Genomic DNA, 16,750 nt, shown 5'->3' with positions numbered 1-16,750 from the left:
GCGAAACCGAGGAGTGTGCGGTGTCTGGAGTTGCTGGCAGTACGGCTGCTGAACAGTTAGCTGCCCGGGAGCTGGTTCGGAGTTGGGCGGCCACGTCGGGGGCCATCGCAGCGATCCGCGATATCGAACAGGGCAAGCCGCAGGCGTGGCGTCCGGTGTTCGCCGCGTTGTCCGAACTCGGGCTTTTTGGTGTCGCCGTCTCCGAGGATGCCGGCGGTGCCGGGGGCAGCATCGGTGACCTGTGCGCGATGGTCGATGAAGCGGCCGCCGCCCTGATCCCGGGTCCGTTGGCCTCGACGGCGGTGGCGACGTTGGTGGTGGAGGACCCGGCGCTGTTGGAGGCCCTGGCCGCCGGTGAGCGCTCCGCCGGGCTCGCCCTGTCTGCGGACCTGGACTTCGACGGCAGGCTGGTCTCGGGTCGCGCGGATTACGTGATCGGCGCCGACACCGACTCGCTGCTGCTCCTGCCCGCCGGCGACCGCTGGGTGCTGGTCGACGCGACGACCGGCGGTGTCGACGTGGAGCTGCTGGCCCCCACGGACTTCTCCCGACAGCTGGGCCGGGTCACGTTGACCGGCGCGGCGGCGGTGCCGTTGCCGGTGGCCGGCGACCGGCTACGGGATCTGACGGCCACCGTCTACGCAGCCGAGGCCGCGGGAATCGCCCGCTGGGCCCTGAACGTCGCGACCGAATACGCCAAGGTGCGTGAGCAGTTCGGCAAGCCGATCGGCAGCTTCCAGGCCGTCAAGCACATGTGCGCCGAGATGTTGCTGCGGTCGGAGCAGGCGGCCATCACCGCCTCGGATGCGGCGCGGGCCGCCGCGGATTCCGATCCCGATCAGCTGTCCATCGCGGCTGCCGTGGCCGCCACCACCTGCATCGATGCCGCGATCCGCAATGCCAAGGACTGTATCCAGGTACTCGGCGGGATCGGCTTCACCTGGGAACACGACGCGCATCTGTACTTCCGCCGTGCCTACGCGATCGCGCAGCTGCTCGGTGGCCGTGAGCTCTGGTCACGCCGGGTGGCGGAGCTGACCTTGGGCGGGCTGCGCAGACGGCTCGGCATCGACCTCAGCGACGTCGAGGATCAACGCGCCGGGCTAGCCGCGGACATCGCCGGGATCGCCGCGCTGCCCGAGGATCAGCGTCAGGCGGCACTGGCCGAAGCAGGCTTGGAGGCGCCGCATTGGCCCACTCCGTACGGCCGCGACGCCTCGGCCGCGGTGCAGTTGCTCATCGATGAGGAGCTTGCCTCCGCCGGAGTCGATCGGCCCGACATCTCCATCGGCTGGTGGGCCGCACCCACCATCCTCGAGCACGGCACACCGGAGCAGATCGAGCGGTTCATCCCGGGCACGCTGTCCGGCGAGGTGTGCTGGTGCCAGCTGTTCTCCGAACCGGGTGCGGGTTCGGATTTGGCGGCACTGCGCACCAAAGCTGTTCGCACCGAGGGTGGTTGGTTGCTCACGGGGCAGAAGGTCTGGACGTCGAACGCCCAGCGCGCCAACTGGGGGGTGTGTCTGGCTCGTACCAATCCCGACGCTCCGAAACACAAAGGCATCACCTACTTCCTGGTGGACATGAGCGCCCCGGGTCTGCTGATCCGGCCGCTGCGTGAGATCACCGGCGAGGCGTTGTTCAACGAGGTCTTCCTCGATGACGTGTTTGTGCCGGACGACCTGGTGGTCGGCCCGGTCGACGGTGGCTGGCCGCTGGCGCGGACCACGCTGGCCAATGAGCGGGTCGCCATGGGCGGTGGGGGGAAACTCGACAAGGGCATGGAGGACCTGTTGCACGCGGTCGGCTCTGCCGATCTCGACGTGGCCGAACGGGATGTGTTGGGCCAATTGATCGTTGCTGCTCAGATCGGCTCGTTGCTGGATCAGCGGATCGCCGAGATGGCTGTCGGCGGCCGCGATCCGGGTGCGCAGTCGAGCATGCGCAAGCTTGTCGGGGTGCGCTACCGACAGGCATTGGCCGAACGCGTCATGGAGCTCACGGCCGGACGTGGGCTGGTCGACAATCCCGAGGTGCGTTACTTCCTCAACACCAGGTGCCTGACGATCGCCGGCGGCACCGAGCAGATCCTGCTGACACTGGCCGGTGAGAGGCTACTGGGACTGCCACGCTGACCATTCGGGGTATCTGACCCGGCATCGTCGGCGGTGCCGGGTCAGAACCTCGTCTGCGCGCAGGCCCCCCGCGACGTCACATTGTGGCCGCCGTAGACCACCTGGATCTGGGAGCAGACGATGAAGTCGGCGACGGTGTCGGTGCGGCCGCTGACCCAGTCGGTGGGCACCGAACTGCCGTCGACCCGGAAGCGTTCGAGCGGTCCACCTCCGAAGTAGGTCACCGATATCTCGACGCCGCTGACGTTTTTCAGCATCCGGGACAGCACGTTGTCGTGATTGGCGCCCTTGGTTTCCCGTGGCATTCCCGCCGGGGCGCTGTACTCGGCTTGCTGCCACACGTTGCGGTCGGTGCTGCGCACCGTGATGGTCTGCCGAGCCCAGAAATCGCCGGGGAACCCGGCGGGCCCGTTGGGTGTCATCAGGTTGGCCTGGGTATCGAAATAACACCTGCCCTCGGCGGCGACACAGTTGGCGTTGACGTGCATCTCCAACTGGGTCACCGGATCCACCGGGATGGAGGCGAAGCCCGAGTCGGCGGCCGCTGCGGCCGCCCCCGGATTCACGAGGGCCGCCACAAACAGTGCTGCGATACCTGACGTCAGCCGCTTCATCTGCACGAAAGTATCCGTTCGCTATTCGTCGTAGGTCACTTCGACGGAATCCGTTGTGGGAAGCGCCTGGCAGCCGAGGATCAGGCCCTCGTCGAGATCTGACTGCTCGAGGACATCGTTGATCTCCATGGTCACTTCACCGCTTTTCATCAGCACCGCGCAGGCGCCGCAGTGGCCCTCCCGGCAGGAGAACGGTGCGTCGAGCCCTTTGTCGAGCAGCACGTCGAGCAGTTTGGTGTTTCGGGGCCAAGTCAGCTCGTGGGTGGTGCCGTCGAGTGTCACCACCGCGGTGGCGGGAGGCTGGTAACCCTCGGCGTCCTCGTCGATCTGTTCGATCTTCACCGCGGCGAACGGGTCGGTGTCCAGGGATCGGAACACCTCGACGTGGACCTGACTGTCCGGCATGCCCAAGGAGGTGAGTGCCTGCTGGGCGGCGGCCATGAAAGGGCCGGGTCCGCAGATGAACGCTTGCCGGGCGGTGTGTGCCTCGGCCAGTCGGGTCAGTGCTGCGACCGAGGGCAGGCCCTGAACCGATTCCAGCCAGTGGATCACCGACAACCGGTCGGGATACTCGGCGGCCAGGTCGCGCAGCGCATCGGCGAAGATCACCGAGTTCTCGTTGCGATTGGCGTAGATGACGGTGACCTGACCGGTGCCCTGCGACAGCGCGGACTTGCAGATCGCGAGCATCGGTGTGATTCCGCTGCCTGCGGCCAGGAGCAGGAAATCGCCGTCGAGCGATTTCGGCACAAATGTGCCCGACGGAGCCAGGACATGCATCTTCATGCCGGCGTGCGCGTTGTCGCACAGCCAGTTCGAGGCGTAGCCGTCGACGGTGCGCTTGACGGTGACGGTCAGCGCGGAGTCGGTGTGCGGTGAACTGCACAGCGAGTAGCAGCGAGCCACCGAACCGGTGCGGTCGCTGGGTACGCGCAGCGTCAGGAACTGTCCCGGCGCGTACCGTAGCCGCGATGAGTCGACTTCGGCGCCGGCGGGCACTTTGAAGACCAGCGACCGGGCGTCGTCGGTTTCGGCGACGACTTCGGCGATCTCGAGTTCCAGTACGTGGCTTCCGAGCGGCTCGTCCGTCACAACTACGTCCTCCTCGTTGCCGTGTTGCACAACTGGTCCATCATAACTAGAACAGGTTGCAGAAATGGGCCTTCGCAGGTCCAACGCCTGCATGTCGGCGGTTCTCGACACAAATCGTAACGTGTTCTAGTCTTGACCCCAGATCTTTACGGGTCTCCGCACCCCCCGGGAGGAAATGCAGTGACTTCCATTCAACAACGTGACGCACAATCGGTCTTGGCCGGCATCGACGATCTGCTACCCCAGATCCGTGAGCGCGCCCAAGCTACCGAGGATCTGCGCCGGATCCCCGACGAAACCGTCGCGCAGCTCGATGAGGTCGGGTTCTTCAAGTTGCTCCAGCCCGAGCAGTGGGGCGGGCTGCAGACGGATCCGACGCTGTTCTACGAGGCAGTCCGTCGGATCGCCAGTGCCTGCGGTTCCACCGGTTGGGTGTCCTCGATCATCGGCGTGCACAACTGGCATCTGGCGCTCTTCGATCAGCAGGCCCAGGAAGATGTCTGGGGTGGGGATCCCACGGTGCGGGTGTCCTCGTCCTACGCCCCGATGGGCGCAGGCACTGTCGTCGACGGCGGATATCTGGTCAGTGGCGCCTGGAATTGGTCCTCGGGCTGCGATATCGCCACTTGGGCGTTCCTCGGTGGTCCGGTTCTCAAAGACGGCCGGCCGGTCGACTTCGGCAGCTTCTTGATTCCGCGCACCGAGTACGAGATCGACGATGTGTGGCATGTGGTCGGCCTGCGTGGCACCGGCAGCAACACGGTGGTCGTCAAGGACGTCTTTGTTCCCACCCACCGCTTCCTGTCCTACAAGGCGATGAACGACGGCACCGCGGGCGGCTACCGGACCAACACCGCCCCGGTGTACAAGATGCCCTGGGGCACTGTGCATCCCACAACGATCTCGGCGCCCATCGTCGGGATGGCATACGGCGCCTACGATGCCCACGTCGAGCATCAGGGCAAGCGGATCCGTGCGGCCTTCGCCGGGGAGCGGCCCAAGGACGACCCGTTTGCCAAGGTCCGGATCGCCGAGGCGGCCAGCGACATCGACGCCGCGTGGCGGCAGCTGATCGGCAACGTGGGTGACGAATACGCACTGCTGAGCGCGGGCAAGGAGATTCCGTTCAGCCTGCGGGCCCGGGCACGTCGCGATCAGGTGCGGGCCACCGGGCGGGCGATCGCCTCGGTGGATCGGCTGTTCGAGGCCTCCGGTGCCACCGCGCTGGCCAATGATGCTCCGATCCAGCGCTTCTGGCGTGACGCCCATGCCGGCCGAGTGCACGCGGCCAACGAGCCCGAGCGTGCCTACCTGATCTTCGGAAACGACGAGTTCGGCCTGCCGCCCGCCGACACGATGGTGTGAGTGGGACCGGCCGATGACTTCCTTCATTCAGGAAACCGAATCCCAGTCCGAGATGACCTTCGAGTCGACGTCGCGGTATGCGCAGGTCGCCGACGACATGAAGCTGCACTACCACGAGGCCGGGCAGGGTAACGGTCCGACGATCGTGCTGCTGCACGGTGGTGGACCCGGGGCCTCCAGTTGGTCCAACTTCGGTCGCAACATCCCGGTGCTGGCCAAGAGCTTTCACGTGCTGGCTGTCGACCAGCCCGGGTATGGCCATTCGGACAAGCACACCGAGCACGAGCAGTACAACGCCTACAGTGCCAAGGCGCTGCTCAACCTGTTCGACCACCTCGGAATCGAACGGGCTGCCCTGGTGGGTAATTCGCTCGGTGGTGGCACCGCGGTGCGGTTTGCGCTCGACAATCCGAAGCGGGCCGGTCGGCTGGTTCTGATGGGCCCGGGCGGGCTGAGCGTGAACCTGTTTGCCCCGGATCCCACCGAAGGGGTGAAATTGCTCGGCCGGTTCGCTGCCGACCCCACCCGGGAGAACATCGAGAAGTTCTTGCGCATCATGGTGTTCGATCAGAGCCTGATCACTCCCGAACTCGTGGAGGAGCGGTTCCAGATCGCCAGCACTCCGGAGTCGTTGGCGGCCACGAAGGCGATGGGGAAGTCGTTCGCGGGCCCGGATTTCGAGCTGGGCATGATGTGGCGCGAGGTCTACAAGCTGCGTCAGCCGGTGCTGCTGATCTGGGGCCGGGAAGACCGGGTGAACCCGCTCGACGGAGCCTTGGTGGCGCTCAAGCAGATCCCGCGCGTTCAGCTGCACGTGTTCGGACAGTGTGGACACTGGGCACAGCTGGAGAAGTTCGACGAATTCAACAAGTTGACCATCAATTTCCTGGGAGGCTCCCGATGAGCATCCGGTCTCTGGGTTACCTGCGTATCGAGTCCACCGACGTCGCCGCCTGGCGGGAGTACGGGCTCAAGGTGCTCGGCATGGTGGAAGGCAAGGGCTCGACGGAGGGCGCGCTCTATCTGCGGATGGACGAGTTCCCGGCGCGCCTGGTCATCGTTCCCGGCGAGCACGACAAATTGCTGCAGTCCGGTTGGGAAACCGCAAACGCCGAAGGTCTGCAAGAGATCCGCAACCGTCTGGATGTCGAGGGCACGCCGTACAAAGAGGCCACCGCCACCGAACTCGCCGACCGGCGCGTCGATCAGATGATCACCTTCGACGACCCGTCCGGCAACACGCTGGAGATCTTCCACGGGGTGGCGCTGGAGCACCGCCGGGTGGTCAGCCCGTACGGTCACCGGTTTGTCACCGAGGAACAGGGCCTGGGGCATGTTGTCCTGACAACCCGCGACGATGCGGAAACGCTGCACTTCTATCGGGATGTCCTGGGGTTCAGCTTGCGTGACTCGATGCGGCTGCCGCCGCAGCTGGTCGGCCGGCCCGCTGACGGGGCGCCGGCGTGGCTGCGCTTTCTGGGCGTGAACCCTCGTCACCACAGTTTGGCGTTCATGCCCGGCGAGACTCCCAGCGGCATCGTGCATCTGATGGTCGAGGTGGAGAGCGCCGACGACGTGGGCCTGTGCCTGGATCGGGCGTTGCGCCGCAAGGTCAAGATGTCGGCAACTCTGGGCCGTCATGTCAACGACAAGATGCTGTCGTTCTACATGAAGACCCCGGGCGGCTTCGACGTCGAATTCGGTTGTGAAGGGCTCGAAGTCGAGGACACCAGCTGGGTGGCGCGGGAGAGCACCGCGGTCAGCTTGTGGGGGCATGACTTCACCGTCGGCTTCAAATAGCGATGAGCGCTGAACAGATCGACCCGCGCACCTTTCGTCATGTGCTCGGGCAGTTCTGCACCGGGATCACGATCATCACCACGATGCACGACGACAAGCCCGTAGGTTTTGCCTGCCAGTCGTTCGCCGCGTTGTCTCTGGATCCTCCATTGGTGTTGTTCTGCCCCACCAAGGTGTCGCGGTCATGGCAGGCGATCGAGGCCAGCGGCAGTTTCTGCGTCAATGTCCTGACCGAGAAACAGAAGGACGTCTCGGCTCGTTTCGGCTCCAAAGAGCCCGACAAGTTCGCCGGAATTGACTGGTATTCAGGCAGACTCGGCACCCCGGTCATCGAGGGTTCGCTCGCGCACATCGAATGCACCGTGGCGTCGGTGCATGACGGCGGTGACCATTTTGTGGTGTTCGGTGCGGTGCAGTCGTTGTCGGAGGTACCGAAAGTCAAGCCGCGGCCACTGCTGTTCTATCGCGGCGAGTACACCGGCATCGAGCCGGACAAGAATTCGCCCGCGCAGTGGCGTGATGATCTGGAGGCGTTCATCACCGCCACCACGCCCGACACCTGGTTGTGAGCTCGATGTCAGATGCAGCCCAGTGCGCAGGGATCGGCGAACTGGGTTTCGGGTAGCGAGTTGGCCGGTGGGACATCGTGGTCCAGGTTGATGTCGTGATCGAGATCCGGCATGGCGGGCAGCATGCCGCAGATGAAGGCCAGCGCGAGCTCGCATTGGGGCATCGGTTCTGCGGGCGCCGGCGCGGCCAGTACGGCGCCGGTCAATGCCAGCGCACCCGTGAGAGCCGCGATCCGTACCAGCATCGGGTGAGCCTACCGGATCCCCAGCAGGACATCGTGCTGGTCACGAACTCGCTCCCGGACGGCGTCGACGTACGCGGCGACCTCCGGTCTGCGTAACGTCTCGGCACGTGCCACCAGCCAGTAGCTGAGCTGGATCGCGACCGTGTCGGTCAATACCCGGGTCAGATCGTGGTGTCGGTCGGCCATGAAGCAGGGCAGCAGACCGAGCCCGGCCGCCGAGCGGGTCGCTTCGACATGGACGAAGACGTTGGTCGAGGACACCGATTCCCGCATGATGGGCGCAAAAGTGCGGGCCACGTCGAGGTCGTCGACCTGCAGCATGGAGTCGATGAAGTAGACCAGCCGGTGCCCGGACAGGTCTTTGACAGTCTGTGGTGCCCCGCGGGTATCGAAGTAGGCGGCTGCCCCGTACAGGCCGAGCCGGTAGTCGCCGAGCCGGATTGCTTCGGCCCGATGTACCTGTGGTTCGCCGACCACCACTTCGATGTCGAGCCCCGAGCGGTGCTGGGTGGCGCGGCGGGTGGCGGCGACGATCTCGACGGCGACACCGGGGTGGCGGCGTTGCATCGCCGCGGCAGCCGGGGCGGCGATGTAGGCGCTGAAGCCGTCGGTGGCCGACATTCGCACCACACCCTCGAGGGAGCGCCCGTCCGGTGCCGACAGTGAGCGCACCGCGGATTCGACCGTTTCGGCGGCCGACAGTGCCTGGCGGCCGAGTTCGGTCAACTCCCAGCTGCCCGCGGCCCGGGCCAGTACCCGACCGCCGACGGCTTGCTCCAGTGCGCCGATCCGGCGGGCGACGGTGGTGTGGTTGAGATCCAGTTCGGCGGCGGCGGTGGTGTAGCGGCCGGTCCGTCCGACGGCAAGAAGGATCAGGAGATCGTCAGCGCTGATCCGCTGGTTACCAGACATATCTGCATTTTTGCAGACGCAGGATGCGTGTTTGGTCATTGCACACGGCGGGAACCTGCACCAATACTCGAATTTCCTGTGGTGGGCATCACAGGTTCTGGTGGGGCGAGGAGTAGCGATGAGTCAGCCGAAATCTCAACCCGTGCCGAAGGGGTTGCGCCGGGTCGTCGCGGCGTCGATGGCCGGCACCGTGGTGGAGTGGTACGAGTTCTTCCTGTACGGGACCGCAGCGACGTTGGTGTTCAGCAAGGTGTTCTTCTCGGAGACCACCAGTGAGCTCAACGCGATCTTCCTGGCGTTTGCCACCTATGCGGTCGGGTTTGTCGCCCGCCCGCTCGGCGGCGTGGTTTTTGGTCATTACGGCGACAAGTACGGCCGGAAGAAACTGCTGCAGTTCAGTCTCCTGCTGGTGGGTGCCGCCACTTTCCTGATGGGCTGTCTGCCCACCTACGGACAAATCGGCTACTGGGCTCCGGGCCTGTTGGTGATGCTGCGCTTCATCCAGGGATTTGCCGTCGGCGGCGAATGGGGCGGCGCGGTGCTGCTGGTGGCCGAGCACAGCCCGGACAAACAGCGCGGATTCTGGGCGAGCTGGCCGCAGGCGGGTGTTCCCGCAGGAAACCTGCTGGCGACCATCGTGCTGCTGGCGCTGACGAGCACCCTCTCGGATGCGGCGTTCTTGTCCTGGGGTTGGCGGGTGGCGTTCTGGCTGTCGGCGGTGGTGGTGCTCGTCGGCTATTACATCCGGACCAAGGTCACGGACGCGCCGATCTTTGTTGCCGCGCAGGAAGAAGCCGAGCGGATCAAGGCGACGTCGTTCAGTGTCGTCGAGGTGATCAAGCGCTACCCGCGCGGTGTTGTCACCGCGATGGGTCTGCGGTTCGGTGAGAACATCATGTATTACCTGGTGGTCACGTTCTCGATCACCTATCTCAAGGTGCACGTGGGCGCCGATACCTCCTCCATCCTGTGGTATCTGCTGGTGGCGCATCTGGTGCACTTCGCGGTGGTTCCGCTGGTCGGTCACCTCTCGGATCGCTTCGGGCGCCGACCCGTGTACCTGGTCGGTGCGATCGTCGGATCGACATGGGGTTTCTTCGCCTTCCCGATGATGGACAGCGGCAACTACGTGGTGGTGACCGCCGCGGTCACCATCGGCCTGGTGTTCCACGCGCTGATGTATGCGCCCCAGCCGGCGATCATGGCCGAGATGTTCCCGACGCGGATGCGCTATTCCGGTGTCTCCCTTGGCTATCAGGTCACTTCCATCGTGGCGGGGTCGCTGGCTCCGCTGATCGCGGTGAAGCTGCTGGACATCTACGGTTCCTCGGTACCGATCGCGATCTACCTGGCGCTGGCCTGCTTGGTCACGTTGATCGCGGTGTTGTTCGTTCGTGAGACCAACGGACTGGACCTGAAGTCGCTTGACATCGCCGATGCCGCCGATGTCAAGGCTGATCCGAAGGCGTTCGCATGAGCGATCTGGACGGCCGCACCGCGCTGGTGACCGGCGGAGGCAGCGGGATCGGCGCGGCCTGCGCCCGTGAACTGGCCGGCCGCGGCGCCGCCGTCACCGTCGCCGATGTCGACGAGGTGGCGGCCAAATCGGTCGCCGACGAGATCAACGGAACCGCCTGGGCCGTCGACCTTCTCGATGTGGCAGCATTGGAGGGGCTGACGCTGCAGGCCGACATCCTGGTCAACAACGCCGGCGTGCAGAGCATCAACCCGATTCAAGATTTCGAACCCAAGAGATTTCGCACCCTGCTGGCGCTGATGGTGGAGGCTCCTTTCCTGCTGGTGCGCGCCGCCCTTCCGTACATGTACGACAACGGGTTCGGGCGGATCATCAACGTCTCCTCGGTGCACGGGCTGCGGGCCTCGGAGTTCAAGGTCGGGTACGTCACCGCCAAGCACGGACTCGAAGGGCTGTCCAAGGTGACAGCACTCGAAGGTGGTCGGCGCGGGGTGACGAGTAACTGTGTCAACCCCGGATATGTGCGAACCCCATTGGTGGCCAGCCAAATTGCCGATCAAGCTCGAACTCACGGAATCGGCGAGGATGAGGTGCTGGCCAAGATCCTGCTCACCGAGAGTGCGATCAAGCGGCTTGTTGAACCCGAAGAGGTTGCGGCCCTGGTGGGTTGGCTGGCCTCCCCGATGGCCGGCATGGTGACCGGCGCTTCTTACACGATGGACGGCGGCTGGTCGGCGCGCTAGATCCAGGTTCCGATGCGCTCGAGCGCCGTGTTGATGTCGGCTGTGGGGCCGGCGAACGACAGTCGCACGAATGAGTTGCCAACGGTGGGGTCGAAATCGATGCCGGGTGCGATCGCCACACCGGTATCGGCCAGCAGACGTTCGCAGAACGCCAGCGAATCATCGGTCAGGTGGGACACGTCGGCATACACATAGAAGGCGCCATCGGTGGGTGCAAGCTTGTCGATTCCCAGCTGCCGCAAGCCGTTGAGCACCAGGTCCCGGTTTGCTCCGTAATGCTGCAGGTGGTCATTGGATTCGGCGATCGCCTCGGGGGTGAACGCCGCCACCGCCGCCCGTTGCGACAGCACTGGCGGACAGATGGTGAAATTGCCGGTCAGGCGGTCGACGGCGCGTTGCAGTGACTTCGGCACCACCAGCCAGCCGAGCCGCCAGCCCGTCATCGCAAAGTATTTCGAGAAGCTGTTGACGACGACGGCGTCCCGCGACGTCGACCACGCGCAACTGGTCTGCGGCGCTCCGGGATACACCAGGCCGTGATACACCTCGTCGCTGATCAGCCGAACCCCGGTCGCAGCGCACCAGGAAGCTATCGCCGCCAACTCTTCGGGCGCTATCACCGTCCCGGTCGGATTGGCGGGGCTGGCGACGATCACCCCGTCCAGTGGCGGGTCGATGTCGGCCAGCATTGCTGCAGTCGGTTGGAACCGGGTCTGCGGGCCGCACGGGAGGTCGACCACCTCGCAGCCGAGCGCCGTGAGAATGTTGCGGTAACACGGATACCCGGGGCTGGCCACCGCTACTCGGTCGCCGACGTCGAAACAGGCCAGGAACGCCAGCAGGAAGCCGCCGGAGGAGCCTGTTGTCACCATCACGTCGTCGGCGTCGATGGCGACACCGTGGGTTGTGGCGTAGGACGAGGCGATCGCTTCCCGCAGTTCCGGGAGGCCGAGGGCCACCGTGTAGCCCAATTGGCCGGATTCCAGCGCAGCAGCTGCGGCGGTCCGGACCGGCCCCGGCACGCCGACGCTGGGTTGACCGGCCGAGAGGTTCACCAGGTCGCCGTGGGTGCGCTGGCGTTCCGCCGCGGCCAGCCAGACGTCCATGACATAGAACGGCGGGATGCCCGCCCGCAGCGCGGTCTTCATCGTGTTCAGATTACGGGCAGGTCCGAATCCATCGTGAGTACGTCCTGCTCCAGTCGACGGAGTTGGTTGCGCGCCGGCCCGAGGAGTTGTGCGGTGCTGTGGGACCGTTTGAAATACAACTGGATGTCGTGCTCGGCGGTGATCGCGATCCCGCCGTGCATCTGGATCGCCTCGCCCGCGACGTCGGCGAACGCCTCGCTGGCGATGACAAACGCCAGTGCGGCCGCTGACGGGGAGGGCTCCCGGATGGCTTCGTCCACGACGGCCCCGGCGGTCTGCACCTTCACGTACATGTCGGCCATCCGGTGCTTGAGCGCCTGGAAACTGCCGATGGGCCGGCCGAACTGCACCCGCTCCTTCGAGTAGTCGACCGTGAGCTCCAGCGCCCTGGTGGCCGCGCCGACGGCCTCTGCGGCCAGCAGCAGCGCAGCCATGTCGGCCAGACCGGGATCGGGACCGAGCGGCCGGCGCTGGAGTGGTTCGATCCGGGCCAGTCTGCGGGTCGGATCCATGGTGGTCAGCGGGTGCGCGGTGAATTCGGTCCACCGAACCAGCTGACCGTCCTCGACGGCGATGACGATCTCGGCGGTGTAGCCGTTGATGACAAAACCCGGGTCCAGGACCGCCGCGCCGGTGGTCTCGCCGGCAGCCAGTGCTTCCAGCACCTCGGCATCGGGATCGTCGACCGACAACAGTGCCAGCTCGGCCAACAGCGTCCCGAGCAGCGGTGTCGGTACCAGGTTGCGGCCCAGTTCGGTCAGCACCGCCGCGGCATCGCCCAATTCACCGCCTGCTCCGCCGAGCTCCTCCGGTACCACCAGTGCGGCCACCCCGACCTGCTCGCACAACAATTGCCAGAGCCTGGTGTCGTATCCCGGCTCCGAGTCCATCGCCGCGCGCACCGCTTCGGGTCCGGCGTGTTTGCCGACCAGGTCGCGCACGGTCCGGGTGAGCAGTTCCCGTTCCTCAGACATCCAGCACCTCCAGCAGCCGCCTGCGATGGGCAGCCGGATCTCCCCAGGCCGATCGGAGCGCCTGAACACGCAACAGCCACAGCGACAGGTCATGTTCGGAGGTGAACCCGATGGCGCCGTGGGTCTGCAGTGCCGACCGAGCCGCCAGCAGGCCGGCATCGGAGGCGGCGACCTTGGCGGCGCTGACGTCGCGGGCCGTTTCCGGGGTGGATTCGGCCAGCGACAATGCGGCGCCGTACACCAGCGGCCGCGCCAGCTCCAACGCGATGTGCACGTCGGCCAGCTTGTGTTTGATCGCCTGGTAGGACCCGATGATCCGGCCGAACTGGCTGCGTTGCTTGGCGTATTCGACCGACATTTCCAGCATGGCCTGCCCGGCACCGACCAGCAGCGCCGCGGTGGCCAGAGCGCCGAATTCGGCGGCACGGTCGACGTCGGCGGTCCACGCCGGGCCGGTGACGCTGACATCGGAGAGGGTCCGGCTCAGGTCGACGGAGCGATGCGATGCGCCGGCGACGCCGGCGTGGACCTGGGTCCCTTCGCCCACCAGGATCAGTCCGGCGAAGTCCGTGTCCACCGCGCGTGGCATCACCCCGGGCACGGCGACGGTGGCGATCAGTTCACCGGAGGCCAGGGCGCCGCTGCGCTCGTCGTCGGCCAGCAGGACCGGCGCCACCGCCAGGGATTCGGCAACCGGACCGGGCACGCACCACCGTCCCAGCCGTTCCAGTGCCACCACCAGGTCGACCGGGTGCGCCCCGATTCCACCCTGTTCCTCGGGCACGGCCAGGGCGGTCACCCCGAGGTCGGTCAGGGTGGCCCATACCGAGCGGGCAGGGCCGGGGTCGCCGGCCGACCAGGCCCGCACTGCGGCGGGCAGGTCAGCCGAACCCAATGCGGCGTCGATGCTCTTGGCGAAATCGCGCTGGCCTTCGTCGATCTCGAAGTTCACTTTGCGGTCCCCTTGCTCTCCCGCGGCAGGCCCAGCAGCCGTTCGGCGATGATGTTGCGCTGGATCTCGTTGGTGCCGGCGTAGATCGGGCCGCCGAGTGCAAACAGATAACCATCGGTCCAGGAATCCGCCAGCTCACCGTCGGCACCTCGCAGGTCCAGTGCGGTCTGATGCAGCTCTACGTCGAGCTCCGACCAGAACACTTTGGTCACCGACGATTCGGCGCCGAGTTCACCGCCACCGGACACCCGGGTGACGGTGCCGAAGGTGTGCAGGCGATAGGCCTGGGCCTTGATCCAGGCATCGGCCACCCGATCGGTGAATTCCGGACGTGGGTTGGACTTCCACTCGGCGACCAGTCGCTCGGCGGGTGCCACGAAGCGCGCCGGGCTCCGCAGCGACATGCCGCGTTCGTTGCTCGACGTGCTCATCGCGGCTTTCCAGCCTTCGTGGGGAGCGCCGATGACGTCCTCATCGGGTACGAACACGTCGTCGAGGAAGATCTCACCGAAACCGGTGTCGCCGCCGAGTTGGGCGATGGGGCGCACGGTGATGCCGGGCGCGGTGAGGTCGAACATGAAGTAGGTCAGTCCCCGGTGCCGCTGTGCCTCCGGGTCGGAGCGGAACAGCCCGAATGCGCGTTCCCCGAACGGGGCGCGGGAACTCCAGATCTTCTGGCCGTTGAGTTTCCATCCGCCGTCGGTCTTGGTGGCCGTGGATCGTAGCGACGCCAGGTCGCTGCCGGACTCGGGCTCGGACCAGGCCTGGGCCCAGATCTCCTCGCCGCTGGCCATTTTGGGCAGCACTCGGTCCAGCTGTTCTTCGGTGCCGTGGGCGAACAGGGTGGGCGCGAGCATGGAGATGCCGTTGGCGCTGGCGCGGCCGGGGGCTCCGGAGCGGAAGTACTCCTCCTCGTAGACCACCCATTGCAGCAGGCTGGCATCCCGGCCGCCGTAGCGCTGCGGCCAGGTGATCACCGACAGGCCGGCGTCGAACAGGACCTGGTCCCAGCGGCGGTGCTGTTCGAAACCCGCTTTGGTGTCGTAGGACTCGGTGGGGAAGTCGGCCCGGTGGTCGGTCAGGAAGGTGCGCACCTCCCTGCGAAAGCACTCCGTGGCGTCGTCGAATTCCAGATCCATCTACGCTCTTTCTCTCAGCTGGGGTTTGACGACCTTGCCGCCGGGATTGCGGGGCAGTACGTCGAGAAACTCCACCGACCGTGGCGTCTTGAAGTTCGCCAGATGTTCGCGGGTGTAGGCGATGACCGTCGGTTCATCCAGTGTTGCACCAGGTTTGATCACCACGAATGCCTTGCCGACCTCACCGAGGCGTTCGTCGGGCACACCGATCACTGCCGCTTCGGCCACTCCGTCGAGCCGGGCCAGCACTTGTTCGATCTCGGCGGGGTACACGTTGAAACCGCCGCAGATGTACATGTCCTTCAGTCGGTCGGTGATGCGGAGATTGCCTGCGGCGTCGACGGTTCCGATATCGCCGGTGTGCAGCCAACCGTCGGTGTCCACGGCGGCCTCGGTGGCTGCCGGGTCATCGAGGTAGCCCAGCATCACATTGGGTCCGCGCAACAGCACCTCGCCGGGTTCTCCGGGGGTCTCGGATGCGATCTCGAGTTCGAAGTCGGCGATCGGGCGTCCACAGGTGGTCGCAACAGTGACGGCGTCGTCGTCGGCCCGGCACATGGTGCCGAAACCGCTGGCCTCGGTGAGGCCGTACGCGGTCAGCACGATGTCGATGTCCAGTTCGGATTGCATGCGCTCGATCAGGACGACGGGAACGACGGCTGCCCCGGTCACCGCGAACCGCAGCGAGGACAGGTCGTATGCGCTGCGACGGGGATGATCGAGCAGCGTCTGGTAGATGGTGGGCGGCCCGGGCAGCACGGTGGCACGGTGTTCGGCCACGGCCTTCATGGCTTGTTCGGGATCGAACGTGAGCATCGGGATCAGGGTGGCACCGGTCTGCAGGCAGGCCAGGATGCCGGCTTTGTACCCGAAGTTGTGGAAGAACGGATTGATGCACAGGTAACGGTCGGCGCTGGTCACCTCTCCGCAGGCTGCCCATGCGGCGGGCGCCGACAGCGATTGCCGGTGTGCGCACAGCACGCCTTTGCTGCGGCCGGTGGTGCCCGAGGTGAACAGGATGTCGGAGATGTCGTCGGGTCCCACGGCCGCGGCACGAGCGTCTGCGGCCTCCAGGTCGGTTCCGCGCGCCATGAACTCGTCCCAGGTGTCGTCCTGTCGGTCCAGGGGCACGCGCACGATGTGTTGTAGCGCCGGGAGCGCCGCCCGGTCGAGATCGGCTATCCGGTCGGAGCCCAGGAACTCGCCCATTCCGATGAGCAGTGGTGCTTCGGTGCGGGCCAGGATGTCGGCGGCCTCACTGGCGGTGTAGCGGGTGTTCAGCGGCACCACGACGGCTCCGGCGTAGTGGGTGGCAAGGCAGGCCACCACCCAATGCCAGGTGTTGGGGGACCAGATGGCCACTCGGTCACCCGGATTCACCCCGAGCTCGATCATCGCTGCGGCGGCCCGGCGCACCTCGGCGCGCAGTTCGGCGAAGGTGAGGGTTTTCTCGGCGGTGACCAGTGCGTGGTGCTCGGGCAACTCGCGTGCGATCCGGTCCAGCACCGCAGGGGTGGTCTGCGGGGTGCTCGTCATCGATGCCTCTCGGTCTGACTGTCGGCTCGTCTTCCTGCCGCTCCACAAG

The 16,750-nt window shown here is 66.0% G+C and carries 16 protein-coding genes; 7 read left to right on the top strand and 9 right to left on the bottom strand.

Features of this window, described 5'->3' with window-relative positions; all coding sequences use genetic code 11:
• The first annotated feature begins 20 nt into the window (after positions 1-20).
• Complete coding sequence (locus tag WBB07_RS28080; protein WP_526312788.1) at positions 21-2,135, top strand: acyl-CoA dehydrogenase family protein; 2,115 nt, start codon at positions 21-23, stop codon at positions 2,133-2,135.
• 41 nt (positions 2,136-2,176) lie between these two features.
• Here WBB07_RS28080 and WBB07_RS28075 read toward each other — a convergent pair whose 3' ends face one another.
• Together WBB07_RS28075 and WBB07_RS28070 are read right to left on the bottom strand one after the other, a co-directional pair.
• On the bottom strand, positions 2,177-2,749 hold the full coding sequence (locus WBB07_RS28075) for a hypothetical protein (RefSeq protein ID WP_526312786.1): 573 nt from the start codon (positions 2,747-2,749) through the stop codon (positions 2,177-2,179).
• Between the two features lie 21 nt (positions 2,750-2,770).
• Positions 2,771-3,841: a 2Fe-2S iron-sulfur cluster-binding protein gene (locus WBB07_RS28070; RefSeq protein ID WP_526312784.1), complete on the bottom strand. Its 1,071-nt coding sequence runs from the start codon at positions 3,839-3,841 to the stop codon at positions 2,771-2,773.
• A 180-nt stretch (positions 3,842-4,021) separates the two neighbouring features.
• Here WBB07_RS28070 and hsaA point away from each other — a divergent pair, with 180 nt between their 5' ends.
• Genes hsaA through hsaB form a run of 4 tightly spaced genes read left to right on the top strand, consistent with a single transcriptional unit; the run spans position 4,022 to position 7,575 of the window.
• A complete protein-coding gene (gene hsaA / locus WBB07_RS28065; protein WP_526312782.1) occupies positions 4,022-5,206 on the top strand; it encodes a 3-hydroxy-9,10-secoandrosta-1,3,5(10)-triene-9,17-dione monooxygenase oxygenase subunit in 1,185 nt (394 codons plus the stop codon).
• A 13-nt stretch (positions 5,207-5,219) separates the two neighbouring features.
• Complete coding sequence (gene hsaD / locus WBB07_RS28060; protein WP_526312780.1) at positions 5,220-6,110, top strand: 4,5:9,10-diseco-3-hydroxy-5,9,17-trioxoandrosta-1(10),2-diene-4-oate hydrolase; 891 nt, start codon at positions 5,220-5,222, stop codon at positions 6,108-6,110.
• Positions 6,107-7,006 carry an iron-dependent extradiol dioxygenase HsaC gene (gene hsaC / locus WBB07_RS28055; protein ID WP_526312778.1) on the top strand — a complete coding sequence of 300 codons (900 nt, stop codon included), beginning with the start codon at positions 6,107-6,109 and terminating at the stop codon, positions 7,004-7,006. Before hsaD ends, hsaC begins: the two co-directional genes overlap by 4 nt.
• Before the next feature lie 2 nt (positions 7,007-7,008).
• Positions 7,009-7,575 (top strand): 3-hydroxy-9,10-secoandrosta-1,3,5(10)-triene-9,17-dione monooxygenase reductase subunit, encoded by a 567-nt coding sequence (gene hsaB / locus WBB07_RS28050; protein WP_526312776.1) that lies wholly within the window; start codon positions 7,009-7,011, stop codon positions 7,573-7,575.
• An 8-nt stretch (positions 7,576-7,583) separates the two neighbouring features.
• On the opposite strand, the gene WBB07_RS28045 is transcribed toward hsaB, so the two are convergent.
• Complete coding sequence (locus tag WBB07_RS28045) at positions 7,584-7,820, bottom strand: fibronectin-binding protein (protein ID WP_526312774.1); 237 nt, start codon at positions 7,818-7,820, stop codon at positions 7,584-7,586.
• 9 nt (positions 7,821-7,829) lie between these two features.
• Positions 7,830-8,732: a LysR family transcriptional regulator gene (locus WBB07_RS28040; RefSeq protein ID WP_526312772.1), complete on the bottom strand. Its 903-nt coding sequence runs from the start codon at positions 8,730-8,732 to the stop codon at positions 7,830-7,832.
• 118 nt (positions 8,733-8,850) lie between these two features.
• Here WBB07_RS28040 and WBB07_RS28035 point away from each other — a divergent pair, with 118 nt between their 5' ends.
• Together WBB07_RS28035 and WBB07_RS28030 are read left to right on the top strand one after the other, a co-directional pair.
• On the top strand, positions 8,851-10,209 hold the full coding sequence (locus tag WBB07_RS28035; protein ID WP_526312770.1) for an MFS transporter: 1,359 nt from the start codon (positions 8,851-8,853) through the stop codon (positions 10,207-10,209).
• Positions 10,206-10,952 carry a 3-hydroxybutyrate dehydrogenase gene (locus tag WBB07_RS28030; protein ID WP_526312768.1) on the top strand — a complete coding sequence of 249 codons (747 nt, stop codon included), beginning with the start codon at positions 10,206-10,208 and terminating at the stop codon, positions 10,950-10,952. The genes WBB07_RS28035 and WBB07_RS28030 overlap by 4 nt, the downstream gene beginning before the upstream one ends.
• On the opposite strand, the gene WBB07_RS28025 is transcribed toward WBB07_RS28030, so the two are convergent.
• From WBB07_RS28025 to fadD3, 5 genes are read right to left on the bottom strand one after another with little or no spacing between them, the layout of a single operon-like run.
• Positions 10,949-12,100 carry a pyridoxal phosphate-dependent aminotransferase gene (locus WBB07_RS28025; protein WP_526312766.1) on the bottom strand — a complete coding sequence of 384 codons (1,152 nt, stop codon included), beginning with the start codon at positions 12,098-12,100 and terminating at the stop codon, positions 10,949-10,951. The two genes, WBB07_RS28030 and WBB07_RS28025, sit on opposite strands and share 4 nt — an antisense overlap.
• A gap of 5 nt (positions 12,101-12,105) precedes the next feature.
• A complete protein-coding gene (gene ipdE2, locus WBB07_RS28020) occupies positions 12,106-13,074 on the bottom strand; it encodes an acyl-CoA dehydrogenase IpdE2 (RefSeq protein ID WP_526312764.1) in 969 nt (322 codons plus the stop codon).
• A complete protein-coding gene (locus WBB07_RS28015) occupies positions 13,067-14,026 on the bottom strand; it encodes an acyl-CoA dehydrogenase family protein (protein ID WP_526312762.1) in 960 nt (319 codons plus the stop codon). The genes ipdE2 and WBB07_RS28015 overlap by 8 nt, the downstream gene beginning before the upstream one ends.
• The gene (locus WBB07_RS28010; RefSeq protein WP_526312760.1) at positions 14,023-15,165 is read right to left on the bottom strand and encodes an acyl-CoA dehydrogenase family protein; all 1,143 of its coding nucleotides are present in this window, start codon (positions 15,163-15,165) and stop codon (positions 14,023-14,025) included. The genes WBB07_RS28015 and WBB07_RS28010 overlap by 4 nt, the downstream gene beginning before the upstream one ends.
• Complete coding sequence (gene fadD3, locus WBB07_RS28005; protein WP_526312758.1) at positions 15,166-16,701, bottom strand: 3-((3aS,4S,7aS)-7a-methyl-1,5-dioxo-octahydro-1H-inden-4-yl)propanoate--CoA ligase FadD3; 1,536 nt, start codon at positions 16,699-16,701, stop codon at positions 15,166-15,168.
• Positions 16,702-16,750 lie beyond the last annotated feature (49 nt).

The organism is Mycobacterium sp., assembly GCF_049647605.1.
In the GTDB taxonomy this organism is placed as follows: domain Bacteria; phylum Actinomycetota; class Actinomycetes; order Mycobacteriales; family Mycobacteriaceae; genus Mycobacterium.
The sequence above is the reverse complement of the archived record's forward strand: the minus strand, read 5'-3'. Positions and strand labels throughout refer to the sequence as shown.